The sequence below is a fragment of the Streptomyces aurantiacus JA 4570 genome (assembly GCF_000414115.1).
GTDB lineage: Bacteria > Actinomycetota > Actinomycetes > Streptomycetales > Streptomycetaceae > Streptomyces > Streptomyces aurantiacus_A.
This window is the reverse complement of the sequence record NZ_AOPZ01000019.1, coordinates 11,998-33,199: the sequence shown is the minus strand read 5'-3', so window position 1 is coordinate 33,199 and position 21,202 is coordinate 11,998. Positions and strand designations below refer to the sequence as shown.

Sequence of the window (21,202 nt, the reverse complement as noted above, 5' to 3'; positions counted from 1 at the left end):
GGCCGTGAGGTTCCGCACCCCCGTGACCCCGGTCACGGGGGTCGGGAACCCCGACCGCGTAGTCTGACGTGCTCGTAAGTGCCCAGAGCGACCAGAACGTGCCACGTTCGCTCAAGACACCCACGTCAGAGAGACGCGTAGGGGGAGAGCCACCATGCCCGGACCCGACGGCCCGGCCGTCATCCGCAGCACCCTGCGCCAGCAGATCGCCGACGCCCTGCGCGACGAGATCCTCGCGGGCCGCCTCGTGCCGGGCCAGGAGTTCACGGTGAAGGAGATAGCCGACCAGTACGGCGTCTCCGCGACCCCGGTCCGCGAGGCGCTGGTGAACCTGGCGGCCCAGGGCCTCCTGGACTCCGCGCAGCACCGCGGCTTCCGCGTGCACGAGCACACCCTCGACGACTACCGCGGCATGCTCCAGGCCCGCGGCCTCATCGCGGACGCCATCTTCCGCGAGGTGGCGACGACGTCCGCGCACGACTCCATACCGGCGGCCGGCTTCGTCTCCGTGCGCCGCCGCGGCGAGGAGGCGGCCCGCGCGGCGGCGGCCGGCGACCTGACCGTCCTCATCGGCTACGACCTGCGCTTCTGGCGCGAGCTGAGCGCCCTGTTCGGCAACGCCTACCTCTCCGACTTCCTGCACCGCCTGCGCGTCCAGTCCTGGGCCTGCGCGGTCCCGCGCCTGCGCCGCGAGGCGGAACGCGGCGGCGGCCTGCGCGGCCGCCTCTGGTGCCGGCACACCGACCTGGTCGAGGCCCTGACCCGCCGCGACGCGATCCTCGCGCACGCGATCGTCGCCGAGTACAACGCGCACTCCCTGAACCTCGTCGAGACCCTCGCCGCCGAGGAGACCGACGAGGACGGGACAGCCGAGCCCCAGGCCCCCGCATGACCGTCGACCTGACCATCGTCATCCCCGCCTACAACGAGGAACGCCGCCTCGCCCCCACCCTGGACGCCATCCGCGCGTACCTCGACGCGGGCTCGCAGCAGCCGAGCTGGGAGCTGATCGTCGTCGACGACGGCTCCACCGACCGCACCGCGGACATCGCCGCCGAGGCCGCCGCCGCCGACCCCCGCGTCCAGCTGCTCCGCGGCGGCCGCAACCGCGGCAAGGGCCACGCCCTGCGCCAGGGCGTCCTCGCCTCGTACGGCCGCCGCGTCCTGGTCACCGACGCCGACCTGGCCGCGCCGATCGAGGAGCTGGACGCCCTGGAGAAGGCGCTCGCCGACGGGCACGCGGCGGCCGTCGGCTCGCGGGCGCGGCCGGGCGCGACGATCGGCGTGCACCAGCACCGGCTTCGCGAGCTGCTCGGCCGGGGCGGCAACTTCCTGATACGCACGGTCGCCGTCCCCGGAATCCGCGACACCCAGTGCGGCTTCAAGCTCTTCGACGGCGACCGCGCCCGCGCGGCGTTCGCCGCGTCCCGGCTCAGCGGCTGGGGCATCGACGTCGAGATCCTGCACCACTTCCGGCGGGAGGGCTGGCCCGTCGCGGAGGTCCCGGTGCGCTGGTCGCACCAGGAGGGCTCCAAGGTCCGCCCGGGCGACTACGTACGCGTACTCGCGGAGGTCACCTCGCTCAGGGCCCGCGCGATCCGCCGCGCCGACCTCCTCGTGGCCCTGCTCTTCCTCGCCTTCGCCACCGTCCTGTACTCGGCCCGCTGGATATCCCCCGACCACCGCTACCTCCCGCACTCCCTCCAGGACCAGAACCAGTGGGAGTGGTTCTTCGAGGTCACCGCCCACAACGTGGGCCACCTCCAGAACCCGCTGTTCACGCACCTGCAGAACGCCCCGGACGGCGTGAACCTCATGGCCAACACGGTCATGCTCGGCCTGTCCGTCCCGCTCGCGCCCGTCACCTGGCTGTTCGGCCCGGCCGTCAGCCTCAACCTGGCGATGACCGGCGGCCTGGCCGCGACGGCCTTCGCCTGGTACTGGCTGATCGTCCGGCGTCTCGTGCGCCACCGGGGAGCCGCAGCGCTCGGCGCCGCCCTCGCCGCCTTCGCGCCGCCGATGATCAGCCACGCGCACGCGCACCCGAACTTCATCGTGCTCTTCATGATCCCGCTGATCGTCGACCGGGCCCTGCGGCTCTGCGAGGGTCGTCATGTCGTACGGGACGGAGTGGTCCTCGGGCTCTTCGCGACGTACCAGATCTTCCTCGGCGAGGAGCCGCTGCTGCTCGCCGCGATGGGGATGCTGCTGTTCACGGTGGCGTACGCGGTGGTGCGCCGCGATGTCGCGCGGGCGGCCTGGCGGCCCCTGGCGCGCGGCATCGCCATCGCGCTGGCGGTGTGTCTCCCGCTCATCGCCTTCCCCCTCTGGTGGCAGTTCTTCGGGCCGCAGAGCTACAAGAGCGTGCTGCACGGCGACAACGCGGGCAACAGCCCGCTCGCCCTGCTGTCGTTCGCCGAGCGCTCCCTGGCGGGCGACGCGGAGACCGCGTCCTCGCTGTCCATGAACCCCACCGAGCAGAACGCCTTCTACGGCTGGCCGCTCGTCGTCCTGGCGTTGTTGATCGTGGTGTGGCTGTGGCGGCACGCGGTCGTGAAGGCGCTGGCGTTCACGGCCCTCGCGGCGGCGTTCCTGTCCCTCGGCCCTAAGTTCCGTATCCCGCTGACGGACGTGGTGCTCTCCGGGCCGTGGGCGCTGCTCTCCGACCGGCCGCTGTTCGAGTCGGTCATCGAGTCGCGGGTGGCGATGGTGTGCGCGCCCGCGCTGGGGATGCTGGTGGCGCTCGCGGTGGGGCGGCTCGCGGCGCGGGGGGCCGAGGGCCGCCCGGTGTGGGGGAGGCCCGTCCGGTACGCCGGTCTCGCGGCCGTCGTCCTGGCCCTCCTGCCCCTCTTCCCGCTGCCCCTGAAGGCCGTGGACCGCACCGAGGTGCCCGCGTTCATCGCCGACGGGACGTGGCGGCGGTACGTCGACACGGACGCCGGCGAGACCCTCGTACCGGTGCCGCTGCCCGACCCCGCCTACGCCGAGGCGCTGCACTGGCAGACCACCGCCGACCTGGGATTCCGGCTGCCCGGCGGCTACTTCAACGGGCCCTGGGGCCCGGACCGGATCGGCATCTACGGCGCCTCGCCGCGCAACACCTCCAACCTGCTCCGCGACGTGCGCGGTACGGGGCGGACCGTGCGGATCACCGACGCCTGGCGGAACGCGGCCCGCGTGGACCTGCGGTTCTGGAACGCGGGCGTCCTGGTGCTCGCGCCGCAGCCGGGCGACGCGGCGCTGCGGTCCACGGTCGACGACCTTCTTGGACAGCGCGCAAAGTGGGTAGACGGGGTGTGGATCTGGGACGTGCACGGGGGAGGCTGAGCGGGCCCCGGTGCCACTACGCTGCCGGGGCAACACGCACGGTAGCGTCCACCGACTCTAGGAGTATTTCTTGGCCTGCGACCTGTGGCTGGTCCCGCTCGTCGACGTGCTGTGTCACAGCCCCGACAATCCCTTCGCCGAGGAACTCGCCTCGTACGACAAGGCGTTGGGGGACGCGGGACTGCCGACGGTGCCCGTGTTCGCCTATATGCCGGGGCTCTCCGGGGATGTGGCCCCGGTCGCCGGGTTCGACTACGACGCGCTGCACTTTCTGCGGCGCGCCTATCTGCTGAAGATCTGCGGCCTGGAGGTCACGCCCGTCGACGAGCTGGGCGGGGACTACGAACAGCTCCTGGAGATGTTCGACTCGACCGCCCAGCAGTCACACCTCGTCTGGCACTACGACCACGCGGGCGCGTACGTCCCCGTGGACTTCCCGGCGCCGCTGTCCAACGACGAGCTCCTCGCCGGCGGCGGCCCTCTGGGCTCCTCCCAGGCCCTCCTCCGCGAGCTGGAATTCGTCGCCCCGTCCATCGGCATAGACCCGGCGAACCCCCCGCTCCCCCCGGCGCCGCCGCAGGGCCCCACGGCCCTGGAGGAACCGGCCGTCCCACCCCCGCACGACCCGAGCCCCTTCGCCCGCGAACGCCACGTCTGGCTGGGCCTCCACGCGGCGACGACCAGAAGCCTGGCCCAGGGCTCGATGATCATCTACAGCTGAGCCGACCTGAGCTGAATTCAGCCCCTCCGGCGTTTGAGGAGCGGGGTCTGGGGCGGGAAGGGGCGGGCTTGGGGAGCCCCCGGCAGGGCCCACCCCCCTACCGGGGCTCGGGCGGCCGCTGCCGAGGCATGTTGGGCCGCGCCCCGGGCGGCAACGGAAACCGCCCGGGGCCCCCGCCCTCCCGCCCGTGCCCAGGCGCACCGCCAGGCACCGCCGCCTGCATCACCAGCGCCCCGGCCCCCGCCCGGAACTCCACCATCCAGTCGGCCGTCTCGGCCCGAACCAGCTCCGTCACGTCCTCGGAGAAGCGCCGCAGCACCCCCAGGCACCGCTCGGCCGCCTCACTGGCGGTCCCCTCCGTGGGCCCGAGCACCTCCCGCACGCTCTCCGACGCCCAGTCGAACTGCAGCACCTGCAACCGCCGCTGCACGGCCTGCGCGGTGGCGACATCCCTTATCCACCCCGAGGTGAGCCCGAAGAACCGGTCGCACCCCACGCACGCCACCCCGGCGAGCAGCGAAACGAACCCCCACGGCGCCACACCCACCACGCCCCCGGCGAGATCGAGCAGCGGCAGCACCCCCGCCCCCGCGGCCCCCACCGCGGCCCCGCCCCGCAGCAGCCGTGCCCCGAGCCGCTTCCGCGTCCGGTCCCGCAGATACCACCCGGCGGTCTCGACCGCCCCCTGTTCCACCCACCGGTACAGCTCGTCGAGCCGCTCCGCGGGCTCCCCCCAGTCGCCCAGCGGGAACAACCGGCTCACCAGGTCACCAGGCGCCGCCCCGGCGGCCGCCCCCGCGCCGTCCCCGTTCGCGTCCCCGCCCTGGGGCACCCCCTCAGGCTGCATCTCCGGCTGGTGGCTCACCCGGCACTCCCTCGGCTTCCGCATAAGTGACGCAACGTAATGGATGGTGCCTCTGCGCGGCACCAGTCCTACCGCCCAATGGGTGGCTATGCGGCAGTTTTCGCGGCTTTTCCGCCTGGAAGGGTCGCTTGATCAGGTATAGGAGCCGGGGCAATCTCACCCGAACGAGTGGCGACGGGAGTGCTGGGGCGAGCGCACCCCTGACCACGTAGGCTCGTCCCAGAGGGGAAAACCCCCGCCATACGGACCATAAGAACGACGTACCGAACCATAAGAACCGACGTTAAGAACCGACGTACGGAACCAGGAGCTGATCGTGATTCCCGGTGGTGGCCAGCCCAATATGCAGCAGTTGCTCCAGCAGGCCCAGAAGATGCAGCAGGACCTCGCCGCGGCGCAGGAGGAGCTGGCGCGGACGGAGGTCGAGGGGCAGGCGGGCGGCGGCCTCGTCAAGGCGACGGTCACCGGCTCCGGCGAGCTGCGCGGCCTCGTGATCGACCCCAAGGCGGTCGACCCCGAGGACACGGAGACCCTGGCGGACCTGGTGGTCGCGGCCGTGCAGGCGGCGAACGAGAACGCCCAGGCGCTCCAGCAGCAGAAGCTGGGCCCGCTCGCCCAGGGCCTGGGCGGCGGCGGCATCCCGGGGCTTCCCTTCTAAGAAACCTCCGGGCCAACTACCGTACGTAGAAACTCGGCACCCTCGGAGCCGCGGACCCCGACCCCGGAACCGCGCTCCGCAGAACTTCAGGATCAGGAAAGGCACTCCGTGTACGAAGGCGTGGTCCAGGACCTCATCGACGAACTGGGCAGGCTGCCCGGCGTCGGTCCCAAGAGCGCGCAGCGGATCGCCTTCCACATCCTCCAGGCCGAGCCCACGGACGTCCGCCGGCTCGCGCACGCCCTCCTCGAGGTCAAGGACAAGGTCCGCTTCTGCGCGACCTGCGGGAACGTCGCGCAGGAAGAGCTGTGCAACATCTGCCGCGACCCGCGCCGCGACCCCTCGGTGATCTGTGTGGTCGAGGAGCCCAAGGACGTGGTCGCGATCGAGCGGACCCGCGAGTTCCGCGGCCGGTATCACGTCCTGGGCGGCGCGATCAGCCCGATCGAGGGCGTGGGCCCGGACGATCTGCGCATACGGGAACTCCTCGCGAGGCTCGCCGACGGCACGGTCACGGAGCTGATCCTGGCCACCGACCCGAACCTGGAGGGCGAGGCGACGGCGACGTACCTCGCGCGCATGATCAAGCCCATGGGCCTGAAAGTCACCCGCCTGGCCAGCGGGCTCCCTGTCGGGGGAGATCTGGAATACGCGGACGAGGTCACCCTGGGCCGCGCTTTCGAGGGGAGACGACTCCTAGATGTCTAAGTCACCCGAGGCACCGATGCCTCTGTCAGCCGAGGCGCCCCAGCCCAAGCTGCTGCACGCCACGACCCAGGACCCCGACAGCTTCGCGGTCCAGATCTCGGACCAGATCGAGAGCTTCATCGTGGCCGTGGCGGAGGTCGCGAAGGGCGACGAGCCGGATTCGGCGGTTCCCTTCCTCCTCCTGGAGGTCTCCCAGCTGCTGCTCGCCGGCGGCCGTCTCGGCGCGCACGAGGACATCGTCCCCGACGAGCGCTACGAGCCGGACCTGGGCCCGGAGGCGGACGCCGACGACCTCCGCGAGAGCCTCGCGGTCCTCCTGGACCCGATCGACGTCTACTCCGAGGTCTTCGATCCGTACGAGCCGCGCAAGGCGCCCGTCGCCTGCCGCATCTCCGACGACCTCGCGGACGTCGTCACCGACCTCCGCCACGGCCTCGCCCACTACCGCGAGGGCCGCACCACGGAGGCCCTGTGGTGGTGGCAGTTCTCGTACTTCTCCAACTGGGGCTCCACCGCCTCCGCGGCCCTGCGCGCCCTGCAGTCGCTGGTCGCCCACGTCCGTCTGAACCAGCCGCTGGAGGACCTCGACGGCCTGGACACGGACGAGGACCTCTCGGACGACGCCCTCGCGGAGGTGGCGGGCCAGGTCATGGCGGAGGAGATCGCGGGCCCGCTCGGGATCCGGCCGTCGAAGTAGCCGACGGCCGGGGCGACTTCGGCAGTGGCCCCGGGGGCGGCCGCCGGAGTGGCCGCCCGAGCGGTTAGCGGACGACGTCGAAGACGTTCTTCTGCAGGCCGTTGGCGTACGCCTCGTACTCGACGAGCTTCAGCTTCTGGGTGTCCTTGTCCGTGCTGCTGAAGAGCCGCTTGCCCGCGCCGAGCAGGAGCGGGAAGACGAGCAGGTGGTAGCGGTCGATCAGGCCGGCGTCCGAGAGGGCCTGGTTCAGGGAGGCGCTGCCGTGGACGATGATCGGGCCGCCCTCGGTCTCCTTCAGCGCGGCGACGTCGTCGAGTGAGCGCAGGATCGTCGTCTCGCCCCAGTTCGTCACCAGGTCGCCCTCGGTGAGGGTGGTGGAGACGACGTACTTCGGCATCACCTTGTAGTCGGCGAACTCCTCCATGGCGGGCCACACCGGGCTGAACGCCTCGTAGCTGACCCGGCCCAGGAGCAACGCGGCGGCCTCGCCCTGCTCACGGCCCTTGATCTCGTACGCCTCGGGCAGGAACTCGACTTCCTTGAAGGTCCATCCGGTGTTGCGGTAGCCGGGCTCGCCGCCGGGGGCCTCCACGACGCCGTCGAGCGAGATGAAGGCAGTGCTGATCAAGGTACGCATGTCAGGTTCCTCAGTGTCCAGGGCCAGGCTCTTGCGTCCGGCTCTCGTGTCCAACCATCCCAGTCACGTACTCAGACCGCGGACCCCGCGGAAACTCATCGGTCGGCGGCGGTTTTCGTGGCCCGGAGCGTCCCATGTTCGCATTCCAGGCACCCCACGTTTGGGCAGGCCACAGCCTGTGTTTGCGTTCCAGTGTCCCGAACTGCCCGGATTTCTTCGCGGTTTGGGCGGCTCACCCCACAGGCTGGACCGCGGGCTCAACGGCCCAGCAGCAACGACACGAGGAGTTCGTAGATGCTTCGCAAGCGCTCACGTCTGATCGCCGCGCCGATCGCGGCTGCCGCCCTGACCCTGACCGCCGCCGGTTACCAGGCCGGTGCGGCCGAGTCGCCGGCCTCGGGCGGCGCGGAACGGTCCGGCAAGGCCGCCGCGGCCCCGTGCCTGGCGGGCGCCACCACGCTGATCGGCGACCTCGACGGCGACGGCCGGCCCGACAAGATCTCGAACCCCGGGCACACCGGCACCAAGATGACGGTCCAGTGGGGGACCGCGAGCGGCTCGTTCGGCACCAAGCACGCCGTCAGCAAGCTGGTCGGCGCCAGGAGCGGAGAGGTCACGACCGCCGCGGTCGCCGACTTCCAGAAGGACGGCAAGCTCGACCTGGTCGTCAACATCGTCAAGCCGTCCGGCGTGGACGACCCCGCGACGGCCCGCGTCTCGCAGTACCGCCCGGGCCCGCTCAAGCGCGCGAACCTGGCCTCGGCCGCCGCGCGGAAGCTGGACATCGGCACCCAGGGCGAGGCCAAGCAGATACGCGTCGCCAACTACGGCGGCGACGCGTACCCGGACCTCGCGGTCCTCAACAACGCCGGTGACGGCGTGTGGGAGCGCAGCATCCGCGTGACGAAGCCGCGCACAGGCCCCGGCAAGTACGACTACGACCTGCAACAGCAGTACGGCGAGACCGGCACCCCGGCCGAGCCCCCGACCATGCCCACCACCGGCTGGAAGCACTTCTACAAGCCCTGCTCCTGACGTACGGGGCCTTCCCGTGACCGCGATCAGGCGCCGCCGACTGTTAGTTGCGCTTTTGGAAACTGGATGCGACTCTTGTAACTGGAAAGAGCGTCCCAGGGGAGCGATCAGTCTTGGTGGAAGAGCTTGATGCAGCCGGTCGGCTTGGCGTCATTGAGGGAGCGCCGAAGTTGAACAAGTCCGCTTCGGCCCGCGAGCGAGTGCTGGGTGTGGCCTCTGCGGCAGTCTTGTTCGCCGGCGTGGCCGCGGCCGGAGCGAGCGACATCCCCACGGTGGTGGGGGTCCTCGTTCTGGTCGCGGCAGTGGCGCTGATGATGGCGTGGTACTGGTTTCACTTGAGTGCCACCCGCCGCCGGCCCCACACCAAGACGGAGAACGCGGCGGTGGTCTTTGCCACGATGATGCTGGGTGCTCCGGGCTCCAAGATCCTTTGGGATGATCCGGCTTCGCTCGGTGCGTCCCTCGCGGCGGCGGCTCTGCCGACTGCCGGCCTGCTGGCCTATCTTGTGCTGCGGTGGAGGCGCTGAGTATGAGCAACGGCCATCCGCGCACCCACCTGGTGACGGTGATGCACTCGCCGGTTCGGTTGGCGATTCTCGGCTCATTGCGCCATGTCCAGCAGGTCAGTTTCGCCGATCTGCGGGAAGCGCTCGACCTCTCGGCCGCCGAGCTGTCCCGGCAGTTGGGAATTCTGGAGAAGGAAGAACTGGTCGAGATCGCGAAGCTACGCGAGCAGCGGCGTGTGGTCACACAGGTCCGACTCTCGGAGCCGGGCCGTGAGCGATTTGCGGAATACCTCGCGCACCTTCGCCATGTGGTTCAAGGAGAAGTTCCGTAGAAACCCGGCGGGCAGGTCTGTCGCTGCCCACCGGGCTCTGACGCGCGGCTACGATTCCGTGCTCGCAGCGCGCACGGCGATCAGCTCCACGGCATGGCGCACCAAACGGCATAACCGCCCAGGGCGGCGGCGAGACCGGCCACGCCACCCTTGACCCCGATCTTGATGCCTCGCTTGGCGGCTTCCTTCGTGATCAGCTTGGCGGCCTGCTTCCAGTGATGGCCCTTGACGGCGTTCACGATGGCGGTGCTGGATCCCAGGATGCCGCCGAGTCCGACGCCCTTGAGGACACAGGACGTGTAGCTGCGCTTGACGCGCTTGTGCGCCGAGCTGTCGCTGGTCGCGAACTCCTGGGCCAGGGCGTCCGCGAGCTCCGAGCCGTACTCGGCACGAGTCTTGTCGTAGTCGAACTTGCCGTCGGCGTCGTAAATCCGGCCCTCGAAGATCGCTTCGAGGTAGCCGGCGAGTTCGTCGAGCTGCTGCTCGGTGGCGCCGTCGACAGCGACGGCGGATGTCGGGCGGGCATCGTCGGCGGCAGCGGCATTGGCGATGCCGATGCCTGAAATGCCGACGGCGGCGGCACAGACAGTGGAAGGGGCCGTTAGGCGGCGAAGTCCGTCTCGCCGTTCTCTACGAAGTAGAAGGAGCCGGGCGGGGCGGCCTCAAGTGCCGTCGCGTACAGGTCCGTCACGTCGTCGATGTGCACCGTCGACCAGCTGTCGCGGCCCGGGCCGATGTGCCGGGCCACACCGCTCGCCCGTGCCTGCCGGATCAGGCGCGGGAGCTGCGCGCTGTTACGGGCTTCCCGGCAGCAAGTCCGCTCCGCGTACACGTCCTCCACCGGCGATCGGTCTGTGGTGGTACGAAGTCGCCCTGATCCCCGGGCTGTTGCAGGCCGAGGCGTACGCGCGTCGGCTGGTCAGTGACCGTTGCCCGTCGCTGGTGACGATGTCGTGGCGCCGCGATGTGCTGAGCGGGAGTACACAGAACCCGGTGAGTACTTCAGCCCTGTGAGCGGGCACCGTGCTCGGCTTGGATCGGATCCATGCCTACGACCGCCACCGCCTCTTCCCCTCCGCCGGCCGGCACGGCCAAGCACGGCTGCCTGGTGGGTGCCGTGATCCTTGGTCTCTTGGTGACCGGGGGCGCGGTGTTCGCCTTTCAGACCTGGCAGTCCATGGCGGGAGGGCCGGTCCGGTCGGCAGACGACTACCGCAGCCGTGTGCGTGCGACGAAGGAGGCGGGCATGCTCGCCATCAGGCAGCTGAAGCCCGCACCGCGTCTGGCCGGCACTCTTCCCGGCGCGACGCTGGAGGGCACCGCCGACAAGGAGGAGAGCAGCACGTCCTGCGTGGACGACATCGGCTACGACAGCGGCGACGTCATCCGTCAGCAGCCGGTGTACAGCTGGGACCTGGAGTTCAAGGACCGCAATGCCTACGGCAGGGCAGTGCAGAGCCTGCGCCGTGCGTGGACCGCGCGGGGGCTCACGGTGAAGAGCCTTCCCGCCCGCGAGAAGGGCGAGCCCGGCGGTGGTCCGAGCGGAATCCGAACCACCGACGAGGACGGCATCGACCTGGTATTCGGGCCGGACTACTACAGCGGCAGGCTCGTTGTGCGTGCCGACGGCGGGTGCGTCCGGCACCACGGTTAAACAGCGGTGACGTTGACCGCGCTCGGCCCCTTCTGGCCGTCCTGGATCTCGAACTCCACGTTCTGGCCCTCCGCGAGTGTCTTGAACCCGTTGCCTTGGATGGCGGAGAAGTGGACGAAGACATCCTTGCTGCCGTCGGCCGGGGTGATGAAGCCGAACCCCTTCGACTCGTTGAACCACTTGACCTGGCCCTGGAGCTTTGCCACCGGGACTCCCTGTGCTGGTAGTTGGGACCTCATAGTCCCGCCTGCGTGGCGCCCGGCCCAGATGATCTAGGCAAGTTGGCCGGTTCGGGAGGGCGGGAAGGCGGGGCTTTCCGCAGGTCGTCCCGGAGCTTGAGCCCCGGGATCCGGGCTTCGGGACCCGAGCCCTTTCCTGGGTATTGGTTGGGTTTGGGCAACCCAACCAACCTGCCCCCTACGGGAGTTGAAGGCTCCATCACTCGCGAGGGTGACGTTTCGTGGTCAGCTTGCTTCGGAACGTAAAGCCGCCCTAGGTTCGCGGCAAAAGAACGGCCCCGGCCGGTGCGCCAACACCGGGATCGGGGCCTAGACCTACGGATCGACGGAGACTCGATCGTGGCTTACGCCAACTCTAATGCCGCCCTGCCGTCCCCGTCCCACCCGATGGCCAAAACGGGCTACGGCAAACGTCACGCGGGTGACGAACCCCCGTACGCAGAAGCAGATTTCGCACACCTGGCCCCGCGTGAGGCCGAACTCGCGGCGTTCATCGACGAGCTGCCCACCGGCGCCGCGATGGGCCACAAGGTCATCGCCGCCGAGCACCCTCGCTACGGTCAGCAGGCTGTCCGTACGTCCATGGGCCGCCTGACGGAGGCGGGTCACCTCCGCTGGATCAAGGAACACCTCACCGTCGAGGACAACTCGATGCGCTGGGTGACCAGGACGTACTGGTCGCGTCTGCGCAGGTCCGAGGAGTGGTGGGCGGAATTCGTACGGGCGCGGCACGGGCGCGACGTAACGCATGACCATCAGCCGGGCCTGGCCCGAGCGGACGAGGCGGAGCCGGACCTGGATCCGGACCCGGACCCGGAGCCGCCGCCGGAGCCGGAGGGCGCCGCCGAAGAGCCCAGCGTCGCGCACCGCACGCTGGCCCAACTCCGTGCCGCCGACCGCAGGCTGGCCCTCTCCGAGGGCGACTGCGCGGCCCTGGAACCCCTCGCCGTCGAGTGGCTCGCGCGCGGTGCCACCCCCGCCGAACTGACCCACGCCCTAACGGCCGGATTACCGCCGACCGTCACCAACCCGGGCGGACTCGCCCGCAGTCGACTGGAGAGCAAGATGCCCCCGAAGCCCCCGGCCAAGCACCGGCCCGCCGCCCGCGCACGCGTCACGCGCGCCGTATTCGTCTGCGGCCTCTGCGAGGAGCCGGAGACGGCCGTGCCGCTGGTCAACGGGCTCTGCGCCGAGTGCCGCGCGGGGTGCGGCCTGGACGAGCCGGGGCCGCCGCCCGGGTGCGTCCCGGCGACCTTCCTGCCCGCCTCCCGCCAGACCCTGCAGGCCGAGGGCCCGGTCGACGTCACCGAGCGGGTCGAGGAGCTGCGGCGCGCCGCGGGTCTGCGCCCCCGGCGAGGTGGCGCATGAGCGTGCGAGACGTGCCGGTCCGGGCACCATGGAGTCAAGGAGGCGACGCCATGACCCCCAGGACCACGGACCGGCCCCAGATGTCCGTCGAGGAATTCGAGGAGCTGGCCCGCCGCGCGCCCGAGACCGTGCGGCTGGAGTTCATCAATGGAAAGGTCCAGGTCAAGCCGGTGCCGGACGGTTCCCATGGCCAGATCGTCATGTGGCTGATCAAGTACTGCATGCAGCGGCGCCCCGAGCTGTCCCTGTTCCCCGAACAGGGACTCAAGGTCAACGGGTACCGGAAGGGGCGGGCCATCCCGGACGGTGTACTCGCGCCGGACGAGAACTTCGTGGGGCAGGGCCGATGGGCCGATCCCGCAGGCGTGTTGATGGCCGTGGAGGTCACTTCCTACGATCGTGACGCCGACCAGCGCGACCACGTGGAGAAGCCCGCCGCCTACGCCGCCTCCGGCATCCCCGTATATCTGCTCGTCGACCGCGATGCCGCCGAGGTCCAAGTGCACGCCGACCTGGAGGACGGGAAGTACCGCAGCCTCATCCGGCGGCCGTTCGGCGACACCGTCGAGCTGCCGGACCCCGTCGGCATCACCTTGGACACGCGCAAGCTCAAGGACTACGGGGACTAGGCCCGGGTCCGCCGGGCGGCTGTGAGCCACCCCACTTTCCGGAGTGGGCCGCTCCTCGGCGGGCATGTGCCTTCGCGGAGCGGCCGGAGAACGGACAGCCCCGGTGATCACGTCGTGAGCGGGACATCTCACGATGTGATATGCGCGGGGCGGATTTCGGCCGCTCGTTAGACTGAGCCGACCGCAGCAGTGCGGTAAGAGACGTAACTGAGCGAGGAGCGCACGTGGGCCTTGTCGTGCAGAAGTACGGAGGCTCCTCCGTAGCCGATGCCGAGGGCATCAAGCGGGTCGCCAAGAGGATTGTCGACGCCAAGAAGAACGGCCACCAGGTCGTTGTCGTGGTGTCCGCGATGGGTGACACGACGGATGAGTTGATCGATCTCGCCGGACAGGTATCGCCGATTCCTGCCGGGCGTGAATTCGACATGCTGCTGACCGCCGGAGAGCGGATCTCCATGGCCCTGCTGGCCATGGCGATCAAAAACCTGGGCCACGCGGCCCAGTCGTTCACCGGCAGCCAGGCCGGTGTCATCACCGACTCGGTTCACAACAAAGCGCGGATCATCGATGTGACCCCCGGGCGGATCAGGACCTCGATCGACGAGGGCAATATCGCCATCGTCGCCGGGTTCCAGGGCGTCAGCCAGGAGGGCAAGAACATCACCACGCTGGGCCGTGGCGGTTCCGACACCACGGCCGTGGCCCTCGCCGCCGCGCTCGACGCGGAAGTCTGCGAGATCTATACGGACGTGGACGGTGTCTTCACCGCCGATCCGCGGGTCGTGAAGAAGGCCCGGAAGATCGAGTGGATCAGCTTCGAGGACATGCTGGAGCTCGCCAGTTCCGGGTCCAAGGTGCTGCTCCACCGCTGCGTGGAGTACGCCCGCCGTTACAACATCCCGATTCACGTGCGGTCCTCGTTCTCGGGGCTTCAGGGCACGTGGGTCAGCAACGAACCGCAAGGGGACCGCAAGGTGGAGCAGGCCATCATCTCCGGTGTCGCGCACGACACGTCCGAGGCGAAGATCACCGTCGTGGGTGTCCCGGACAAGCCGGGCGAGGCCGCCTCGATCTTCCGGGCCATCGCCGACGCCCAGGTCAACATCGACATGGTCGTACAGAATGTGTCCGCCGCCTCGACGGGTCTGACGGACATTTCCTTCACGCTGCCGAAGACCGAAGGTCCCAAGGCCATGGAGGCCCTGGAGAAGACCAAGGCCGGAGTCGGATTCGACTCCCTTCGGTACGACGACCAGATCGCGAAGATCTCGCTTGTCGGCGCCGGGATGAAGACCAACCCGGGTGTTACCGCGACCTTCTTCGAGGCGCTCAGCGACGCCGGCGTGAACATCGAGCTGATTTCGACCTCGGAGATTCGGATTTCCGTCGTCACGCGCGCCGATGACGTCAACGAGGCCGTGCGTGCCGTGCACACCGCCTTCGGGCTCGACTCGGACTCCGACGAGGCCGTGGTCTATGGAGGCACCGGCCGATGAACCGCAAGCCGGCGCTCGCGGTCGTCGGAGCGACCGGGGCCGTCGGCACGGTGATGCTCCAGATCCTGTCGCAGCACGCCGACATCTGGGGCGAGATCAGACTCGTCGCCTCCCCGCGCTCGGCCGGCCGCAAGCTGGCCGTGCGCGGGGAGGAGCTCGAGGTGCTCGCCTTGAGCGAGGACGTCTTCGACGGCGTCGACATCGCCATGTTCGATGTGCCGGATGATGTGGCCGCCCAGTGGGCTCCCGTCGCCACCTCCAAGGGCGTCGTCGTGGTCGACAACTCCGCCGCCTTCCGGATGGACCCGGACGTGCCGCTGGTCGTCCCCGAGGTCAACCCGCACGCCGCGCGCGTACGCCCGCGCGGCATCATCGCCAACCCCAACTGCACCACCCTGTCGATGATCGTCGCCCTCGGCGCCCTGCACGCCGAGTTCGGCCTGCGCGAGCTGATCGTCTCCTCGTACCAGGCCGTGAGCGGGGCCGGGCGGGACGGCGTCGAGGCGCTGCGGCGGCAGCTCAAGCTGGTCGCGGGCACCGAACTCGGCACCACCCCCGGCGACGTACGCCGCGCCGTCGGCGACGACACCGGGCCCTTCCCCGAGCCCGTCGTGCTGAACGTCGTGCCCTGGGCCGGGTCCGTGCGCGAGGACGGCTGGTCGTCGGAGGAGATGAAGGTCAGGGACGAGTCGCGGAAGATTCTCGGGCTTCCTGATTTGAAGGTCGCCGCCACGTGCGTGCGCGTGCCCGTCGTCACCACGCACTCGCTGACCGTCCACGCGCGCTTCGAGGACGAGGTGACCGTCGCCCGCGCCCGCGAGATCCTCGCGACCGCGCCGGGCGTCGTGCTCTTCGACGACCCCGCCGCCGGTGAGTTCCCCACGCCCGCCGACGTCACGGGCACCGACCCCACCTGGGTCGGACGGCTGCGCCGCGCCCTGGACGACCCGGCGGCCCTCGAACTCTTCGTCTGCGGGGACAACTTGCGCAAGGGCGCCGCCCTGAACACCGCGCAGATCGCGGAGCTGGTGGCCCGGGAGCTCGTGACCGGCGGCTGACCGCGATGGCGGGCCAGGGGCTGGAGTGGCTGGTGGCGGCCGGTGGGCCGCATCGGCGGCAGGGGCGGACGCTTCGCTTCCGGCTCCCCGGGGCGGAACCCCCCGTAGGAACTGTGTAAATTCTGTGTCCAATCTGATGGTCCAGACCGCTTGAACTGGGGCGTCTCCGCGTTCGAAGATTCGGCTTCTGCGTGCTGCAACCGCGGCCGCGCAGCGCGCGTCTTCGCCGTCGCCCTCCCGTGGGCGGCCCGAAGCGCTGCGAAAAGAAAATTGGGGCATAGGGGAAGAGCTGGTACGCATGGGGGCTTTTGATGCATCGTCGCGAGCGGATCCCGCGACCTCGGCGCGCGCCGCGACCACGGCGCCCGCGGTACGCGGTGGGCGGGCGATGCACAACGCCACACCCGACGCGTACAACCCTGATGGGGGGAAGCGTGTCCAACAGGCGTGGCAGAGGTACTGGACTTCACAGCGGCGAGCGGCGCGGCGGCATTGCGACCGCCTCGCCGCCCGCGCGTACCCGGCGGCATGCCGGTGATCGCCCCCATGCCCGCAGCGCGGCCCGCCCGCATCCCGACTCAGCGCGAGGGCGATGAGTTGAGCGTGACCGCGGGCACCACCGTCGACCATCTCACCGAGACCTACCGCGCCCACTACAGGTCACTGCTCGGCCTCGCGGCGCTCCTCCTGGACGACACCGCCTCCTGCGAGGACGTCGTGCAGGAGGCGTTCATCCGCGTGCACTCCGCGCGCAAGCGGGTGCGCGACCCCGAGAAGACCCTCGCGTATCTGCGCCAGACCGTGGTGAACCTCTCCCGGTCCGCGCTGCGCCGCCGCATCCTCGGCCTGAAGCTCCTCACCAAGCCCATGCCGGACATGGCGAGCGCGGAAGAGGGGGCGTACGACCTCCTGGAGCGCGACGAGCTCATCAAGGCCATGCGCGGCCTGCAGCGCCGCCAGCGCGAAGTCCTCGTGCTGCGCTACTTCGCCGACATGACCGAGGCCCAGGTGGCCGAGACGCTCGGCATATCGCTGGGCTCGGTCAAGGCGTACGGCTCGCGGGGCATCGCCGCCCTGCGGGTCGCCATGGAGGCCCCGGCATGACGCGCGAGGAGCGGGATGTGTTCGCCGCCGCGCGGGACGTGGCAGAGCGGGACGTGAACGAAGAACGGGGCGCCGGGCGCGACCCCGGGCAGGACGCTGGGAACGGAACTGTGCAGCAGGGGCCGGGCGGCAAGGGACGCCCCGACCGCGAACTCGGTGAATCCGGAGAACCCGGAGAGCCCGGAGAGCTCGGCGTACTGGGCTTGATCGGGGGCGCCGGTCGTTCCGGCGGTTCCGGTGGTTCCGGCGGCGGCTCGGGTGGCGGTCCCTTCGGGGGCGGCTCCTTCGGCGGCGGTGACGGCGACGGTGACGAGCCCGCGGGGCTCGGCGCCGACGAACTCGCGCTGCGCCGACTGCTCCAGGGCGCCGTCAAGGAGATCCAGCCCGGCGACGCCGCGCTGGAAAAGCTGCGGCACGCGGTGCCCGCGCGCCGCGCCCGCAAGCGCCAGGCACTCGTCGGCGTGGCCGCCGCGGCGCTGCTCGTCGGCACCGCCATCCCCGCGTTCGTGCACGTCGCCGCTTCCGGCGGCGACTCGGACGCGCGGCCCTCCATCGTGGGCGCCGGCAGCAACCAGCCCACCCAAGGTTCCTCCTCCGGCCAGGGCAAGGACCGCGACGAGCCCGGCACGGACAAGAAGGACGACAAGTCCAAGGGCAAGAAGGACAAGAAAGACAAGAAGGACAAGGAGGGGAAGGGCAAGGAGGGCAAGGGCAAGGACGACAAGCCCGGTGCCACCGCCGGAACCGACCCGGGCTCCGAGGACACGGCCGCCGCGTCCTCGCCCAGCTGCGACGCCTCCCAGCTCGGCAACGCCACCGCCTCGGTCGGCACCGCCGAGGCCGACGGCAAGGTCTACGGCACCTTCCGCATCGCCAACGTCTCCGGCGACAGCTGCACCGTCACCTCGGCGGGCTCCGTCGCCGCGGCGGCCCAGGGCGCGGCCGACCCGGCCAACGTCAACGTCGTCGACCACACGGCGGGCGACGCCGCGACCGGCCTGCCCGACCCGGCGCAGGAGTCCAGCTCACTGGTCCTCCAGCCCGGCGCGTCCTACGAGGTGCGGTTCGCCTGGGTGCCCGCGGCGACCTGCCCGTCGGACGGCGGCGACCCCTCGCCGAACCCCTCGCCCAGCGAGGGCGGTGCGGGCGGCGGCACCGGCGGCTCCGAGAGCGGGGCCCCGGACGGCACGAAGACCCAGCTGGTCCGCGAGGACGGCGGCACGGTCGACGGCAGCGTCGCGGTGACCCTGACGGCGGAGCCGGGCTCGCCCTCCACGGCGACGACGGTCGCGAACGCGTGCTCCGGGACGATCTACAAGACCGGGGTGCTGGCGGCGCAGTAGCGCGTGCCGGTGGGCTGCGTGCCGCCGGGCTGTGTGCCGGTCGGCTTCACGGGGCGGTTCAGCTCCGTGTGGGTGCCTGTGCGGATGCCGCGGCCTTCGTCTCGCTCGGTTCGTCCGGTACGAGGCCGAGTTCCGCGTCCCGTGCGAGCTCCCGCTCACGGCGGAACAGGCGGAACCACATGAACAGGACGAAGCCCGCGAAGACGAACCACTCGCCGGTGTAGCCCAGGTTCTGGAACGCCTTGATGTCCAGGCCGCTGTCCTCGGGCGCGGACGCCGGGACCGCCTTCATCCCGGCCGTGCCCCTGTCGCCCCGGTCCAGCGTGACCCACGCGTCGTACACGTCGTCCGGCACCAGGTTCACCAGCGACGCGGCGCTGATCATGCCGACCTGGCCGGACGGGAGCCCGCCCGCCGTCGTCACGCCGTCGGAGCTCATGCTCTCCGACGCCTGCAGCGCGCCGGTCACGGTGACCTCGCCCTTCGGCGGGGCCGGGGCCTTCTTGCCATCGGCGGGGCCCGGCAGCCAGCCGCGCACCACCGGCAGCGCCTTGCCGTCGCCGGTCTCCAGCATCGTCAGCACGTAATACCCGCGCTTGTCGTCCAACTCCCGGTCCGGTACGAGGAGTTGCTTGCCCCAGCGGCCGGTGGCCGACGCCTTCTCGCCCGACGTTTTCTTGTCCACCGGGAGCAGTGAGGTGAGCGGGCGGGCCGCGCCGGTGTCCGTGGTGGCCTGGCGCTTGGCGTCCTCGTGGTCCTGGACGCGGTCCTCGAAGCGGCTCAGCTGCCAGGAGCCCATGAAGAGGCATACGGGGATCGACAGCGCGACGAAGACGTTGATCCCCCACCAGCGGGGGGTCAGCAGGAACCGGTACACACCACCACGGTACGGGGCGCCTGCGGCGGGCCTTCCCCCACCCCGCCCCTTCCCGCTGCATCGATTAGCGGCTCCGCCGCGGGTGGGGGCTCCGCCCCCCGACCCCCGCTCCTCAAACGCCGCGGGAAGGGGCGGGATTGGGGAAGCCCCCGGCAGGGCCCGCCTACCCCAGGTGCCGCCGCGCGAAATCCAGCTCCAGCGCCACCTGCTTGATCCGCTCGTCCACGACCAGGGAGCCATGCCCCGCGTCGTAGCGGTACACCTCGTGGACGGCGTCGCGGGCCGCGAGGCGGTTGACGTAGTTCTCGACCTGGCGGATCGGGCAGCGCGGGTCGTTCACGCCGGCGGAGATGTAGACGGGGGCCTTCACCGCGTCGACGTAGGTGAGAGGGGAGGACGCCTCGAAGCGCTCGGGGACCTCCTCCGGTGTGCCGCCGAAGAAGGTGCGGTCGATGGACTTCAGGGCCTCCATCTCGTCGTGGTACGCCGTCACGTAGTCGGCGACGGGCACGGCGGCGAGGCCGAGGGCCCAGGCGTCCGGCTGCGTGCCGAGGCCGAGGAGGGTGAGATAGCCGCCCCAGGAGCCGCCGGAGAGGACGAGGCGGTCCGGGTCGGCGAGGCCGGAGTCGACGGCCCACTCGCGCACCGCCGCGATGTCCTCCAGCTCGATGAGGCCGACGCGGTGCTTGAGGGCGTCCGTCCACTCGCGGCCGTACCCCGTGGAGCCGCGGTAGTTGACCCGCACCACCGCGTACCCGTGGTCCACCCAGGCTGCCGGGCCCGCCATGAACGCGTCGCTGTCGTGCCAGGTCGGGCCGCCGTGCACCTCGAAGACGGTGGGCAGCGGGCCACTCGCGCCCGCCGGCTTCTGCACGAGGGCGTGGACGCGGCCGCCGGGGCCCTCCACCCATACGTCCTCCACCGGGACCGAGCCCGGCGCCTTCATGCCGGGCGGGTCCAGGACGACCTTCCCGGAGGTGGAGCGCAGGACGGGCGGCTCGGCGGCCGACGACCACATGTACTCCACGGTGCCGTCGGGGCGGGCCGTGGCGCCGGAGACCGAGCCGCGCGGGGTCTCGACGCGGGTCAGCTCGCGGGTCGCGAAGTCGTACCTCCACAGATCGCCGCGGGCCTCGAAGCCGTGCGCCACGAGCAGCGCGGAGCCGTCCGGATACCACTCGGCGGAGACGTCGCCCGGCAGGTCCAGGTCCAGGTCGGCCTCCTCACCCGTGGCCACGTCCCACACCATCGGCTCCCAGCGGCCGCGGCGCTGGTGGCCCACCAGGAGCCGGGTGTCGCCGTCCACCGGGGCGAAGCCGAGGACCTCCAGGCCCAGCTCGACCGTGCCGCCCTTGCTGTCGTCGAGCTCGGCGACCGTCGAGCCGTCGGTGCGCACCACGCGCAGTGCCGCGTGCATCGCGTCGCCGTGCTCCGTGTGCTCGATGGCGATCAGCGTGCCGTCGTGGGAGAGGTCGCCCACGCCCGCGGACTCGCGGTGGCGGTAGATCTCGGCGGGTGCGTCGCCGGGGGCGGCGTCGGGGCGGACGACATGGATCGTCGAGCCGTCCTCGTCCGTCGAGCGGCCCACCACCACGGTGCGGCCGTCGCGGCCCACGGCCAGGCCCGCCGGGTAGGACGGCGCCAGGCCGGGCACCGCGGGCTCGTCCGTGCCGCTGCCGTCGAACGGCTGGCGCAGCCAGACACCGAACTCGTCGCCGTCCTTGTCGTCGAACCACCAGATCCACCGGCCGTCCGGCGACAGCAGGCCGTCCGTCGTGCCGTTCGGCCGGTCCGTGACCTGGCGCTGCTCGCCCGTGGCGCGGTCCCAGGCGTACAGCTCGTACGTACCCGTCGCGTTCGACACGAACAGGGAGCGGTGCGGGGCGTCCTCCGCCCAGTCGGGCAGGGAGACGCGGGGGGCGCGGAAGCGCTTCTCCCAGTCGGGCAT

The 21,202-nt window shown here is 70.8% G+C and carries 24 protein-coding genes; 17 read left to right on the top strand and 7 right to left on the bottom strand.

Annotated elements, in window-relative coordinates; genetic code table 11:
• Positions 1-154: 154 nt before the first annotated feature.
• The 3 genes from STRAU_RS02830 (at position 155) to STRAU_RS02820 (ending at position 4,048) form a co-directional block, all read left to right on the top strand.
• Positions 155-892 (top strand): GntR family transcriptional regulator, encoded by a 738-nt coding sequence (locus STRAU_RS02830; protein ID WP_016638714.1) that lies wholly within the window; start codon positions 155-157, stop codon positions 890-892.
• A complete protein-coding gene (locus STRAU_RS02825; protein ID WP_016638713.1) occupies positions 889-3,327 on the top strand; it encodes a dolichyl-phosphate beta-glucosyltransferase in 2,439 nt (812 codons plus the stop codon). The genes STRAU_RS02830 and STRAU_RS02825 overlap by 4 nt, the downstream gene beginning before the upstream one ends.
• A gap of 70 nt (positions 3,328-3,397) precedes the next feature.
• Entirely contained in the window at positions 3,398-4,048 is a 651-nt protein-coding gene (locus STRAU_RS02820) for a hypothetical protein (protein ID WP_016638712.1), read from the top strand.
• A 97-nt stretch (positions 4,049-4,145) separates the two neighbouring features.
• Here the strand turns inward: STRAU_RS02820 and STRAU_RS02815 are convergent, their stop codons facing one another.
• Entirely contained in the window at positions 4,146-4,937 is a 792-nt protein-coding gene (locus tag STRAU_RS02815) for an SLATT domain-containing protein (protein ID WP_037657195.1), read from the bottom strand.
• A 292-nt stretch (positions 4,938-5,229) separates the two neighbouring features.
• Here STRAU_RS02815 and STRAU_RS02810 point away from each other — a divergent pair, with 292 nt between their 5' ends.
• From STRAU_RS02810 to STRAU_RS02800, 3 genes are all read left to right on the top strand, one after another.
• Positions 5,230-5,571: a YbaB/EbfC family nucleoid-associated protein gene (locus tag STRAU_RS02810; RefSeq protein ID WP_078620933.1), complete on the top strand. Its 342-nt coding sequence runs from the start codon at positions 5,230-5,232 to the stop codon at positions 5,569-5,571.
• A gap of 108 nt (positions 5,572-5,679) precedes the next feature.
• Positions 5,680-6,279, top strand: coding sequence for a recombination mediator RecR (gene recR, locus STRAU_RS02805; protein WP_016638709.1), 600 nt, complete (start codon positions 5,680-5,682; stop codon positions 6,277-6,279).
• A gap of 16 nt (positions 6,280-6,295) precedes the next feature.
• Positions 6,296-6,976 carry a DUF5063 domain-containing protein gene (locus tag STRAU_RS02800; protein ID WP_016638708.1) on the top strand — a complete coding sequence of 227 codons (681 nt, stop codon included), beginning with the start codon at positions 6,296-6,298 and terminating at the stop codon, positions 6,974-6,976.
• Between the two features lie 64 nt (positions 6,977-7,040).
• On the opposite strand, the gene STRAU_RS02795 is transcribed toward STRAU_RS02800, so the two are convergent.
• Positions 7,041-7,613 (bottom strand): dihydrofolate reductase family protein, encoded by a 573-nt coding sequence (locus STRAU_RS02795; protein WP_016638707.1) that lies wholly within the window; start codon positions 7,611-7,613, stop codon positions 7,041-7,043.
• A 294-nt stretch (positions 7,614-7,907) separates the two neighbouring features.
• Here STRAU_RS02795 and STRAU_RS02790 point away from each other — a divergent pair, with 294 nt between their 5' ends.
• The 3 genes from STRAU_RS02790 (at position 7,908) to STRAU_RS02780 (ending at position 9,486) form a co-directional block, all read left to right on the top strand.
• Positions 7,908-8,648 (top strand): FG-GAP repeat domain-containing protein, encoded by a 741-nt coding sequence (locus STRAU_RS02790; protein WP_016638706.1) that lies wholly within the window; start codon positions 7,908-7,910, stop codon positions 8,646-8,648.
• A 116-nt stretch (positions 8,649-8,764) separates the two neighbouring features.
• Positions 8,765-9,175, top strand: a complete 411-nt coding sequence (locus STRAU_RS02785) for a hypothetical protein (RefSeq protein WP_106967789.1) — start codon at positions 8,765-8,767, stop codon at positions 9,173-9,175.
• Between the two features lie 2 nt (positions 9,176-9,177).
• Positions 9,178-9,486: a transcriptional regulator gene (locus tag STRAU_RS02780; RefSeq protein WP_016638704.1), complete on the top strand. Its 309-nt coding sequence runs from the start codon at positions 9,178-9,180 to the stop codon at positions 9,484-9,486.
• 80 nt (positions 9,487-9,566) lie between these two features.
• On the opposite strand, the gene STRAU_RS42190 is transcribed toward STRAU_RS02780, so the two are convergent.
• A complete protein-coding gene (locus STRAU_RS42190) occupies positions 9,567-9,725 on the bottom strand; it encodes a hypothetical protein (protein ID WP_016638703.1) in 159 nt (52 codons plus the stop codon).
• On the opposite strand from STRAU_RS42190, the gene STRAU_RS02775 reads away from it, so the two are divergent.
• Positions 9,705-10,049, top strand: a complete 345-nt coding sequence (locus STRAU_RS02775; RefSeq protein ID WP_158691999.1) for a hypothetical protein — start codon at positions 9,705-9,707, stop codon at positions 10,047-10,049. The two genes, STRAU_RS42190 and STRAU_RS02775, sit on opposite strands and share 21 nt — an antisense overlap.
• A 38-nt stretch (positions 10,050-10,087) precedes the next feature.
• Here STRAU_RS02775 and STRAU_RS02770 read toward each other — a convergent pair whose 3' ends face one another.
• On the bottom strand, positions 10,088-10,327 hold the full coding sequence (locus STRAU_RS02770) for a hypothetical protein (protein ID WP_037657191.1): 240 nt from the start codon (positions 10,325-10,327) through the stop codon (positions 10,088-10,090).
• A 204-nt stretch (positions 10,328-10,531) separates the two neighbouring features.
• Between STRAU_RS02770 and STRAU_RS02765 the strand changes: the two genes are divergently transcribed.
• On the top strand, positions 10,532-11,140 hold the full coding sequence (locus tag STRAU_RS02765) for a hypothetical protein (RefSeq protein WP_016638700.1): 609 nt from the start codon (positions 10,532-10,534) through the stop codon (positions 11,138-11,140).
• Here STRAU_RS02765 and cspE read toward each other — a convergent pair.
• A complete protein-coding gene (gene cspE / locus STRAU_RS02760; RefSeq protein WP_397892051.1) occupies positions 11,137-11,379 on the bottom strand; it encodes a transcription antiterminator/RNA stability regulator CspE in 243 nt (80 codons plus the stop codon). The two genes, STRAU_RS02765 and cspE, sit on opposite strands and share 4 nt — an antisense overlap.
• A gap of 387 nt (positions 11,380-11,766) precedes the next feature.
• Between cspE and STRAU_RS02755 the strand changes: the two genes are divergently transcribed.
• The 6 genes from STRAU_RS02755 to STRAU_RS02730 all read left to right on the top strand — a co-directional run bounded on the left by STRAU_RS02755 (position 11,767) and on the right by STRAU_RS02730 (position 18,377).
• On the top strand, positions 11,767-12,747 hold the full coding sequence (locus tag STRAU_RS02755; RefSeq protein WP_016638698.1) for a hypothetical protein: 981 nt from the start codon (positions 11,767-11,769) through the stop codon (positions 12,745-12,747).
• 50 nt (positions 12,748-12,797) lie between these two features.
• A complete protein-coding gene (locus tag STRAU_RS02750) occupies positions 12,798-13,376 on the top strand; it encodes a Uma2 family endonuclease (protein WP_016638697.1) in 579 nt (192 codons plus the stop codon).
• A gap of 224 nt (positions 13,377-13,600) precedes the next feature.
• Positions 13,601-14,872, top strand: a complete 1,272-nt coding sequence (locus STRAU_RS02745) for an aspartate kinase (protein ID WP_016638696.1) — start codon at positions 13,601-13,603, stop codon at positions 14,870-14,872.
• Positions 14,869-15,930 (top strand): aspartate-semialdehyde dehydrogenase, encoded by a 1,062-nt coding sequence (locus STRAU_RS02740; protein WP_016638695.1) that lies wholly within the window; start codon positions 14,869-14,871, stop codon positions 15,928-15,930. Before STRAU_RS02745 ends, STRAU_RS02740 begins: the two co-directional genes overlap by 4 nt.
• Positions 15,931-16,377: 447 nt before the next feature.
• On the top strand, positions 16,378-17,034 hold the full coding sequence (locus STRAU_RS02735) for a SigE family RNA polymerase sigma factor (protein ID WP_078620932.1): 657 nt from the start codon (positions 16,378-16,380) through the stop codon (positions 17,032-17,034).
• Positions 17,031-18,377 carry a hypothetical protein gene (locus tag STRAU_RS02730; protein ID WP_016638693.1) on the top strand — a complete coding sequence of 449 codons (1,347 nt, stop codon included), beginning with the start codon at positions 17,031-17,033 and terminating at the stop codon, positions 18,375-18,377. Before STRAU_RS02735 ends, STRAU_RS02730 begins: the two co-directional genes overlap by 4 nt.
• A 58-nt stretch (positions 18,378-18,435) precedes the next feature.
• On the opposite strand, the gene STRAU_RS02725 is transcribed toward STRAU_RS02730, so the two are convergent.
• Together STRAU_RS02725 and STRAU_RS02720 are read right to left on the bottom strand one after the other, a co-directional pair.
• A complete protein-coding gene (locus tag STRAU_RS02725; protein ID WP_016638692.1) occupies positions 18,436-19,254 on the bottom strand; it encodes an SURF1 family protein in 819 nt (272 codons plus the stop codon).
• A gap of 163 nt (positions 19,255-19,417) precedes the next feature.
• Positions 19,418-21,202, bottom strand: a complete 1,785-nt coding sequence (locus tag STRAU_RS02720) for a S9 family peptidase (RefSeq protein ID WP_037657189.1) — start codon at positions 21,200-21,202, stop codon at positions 19,418-19,420.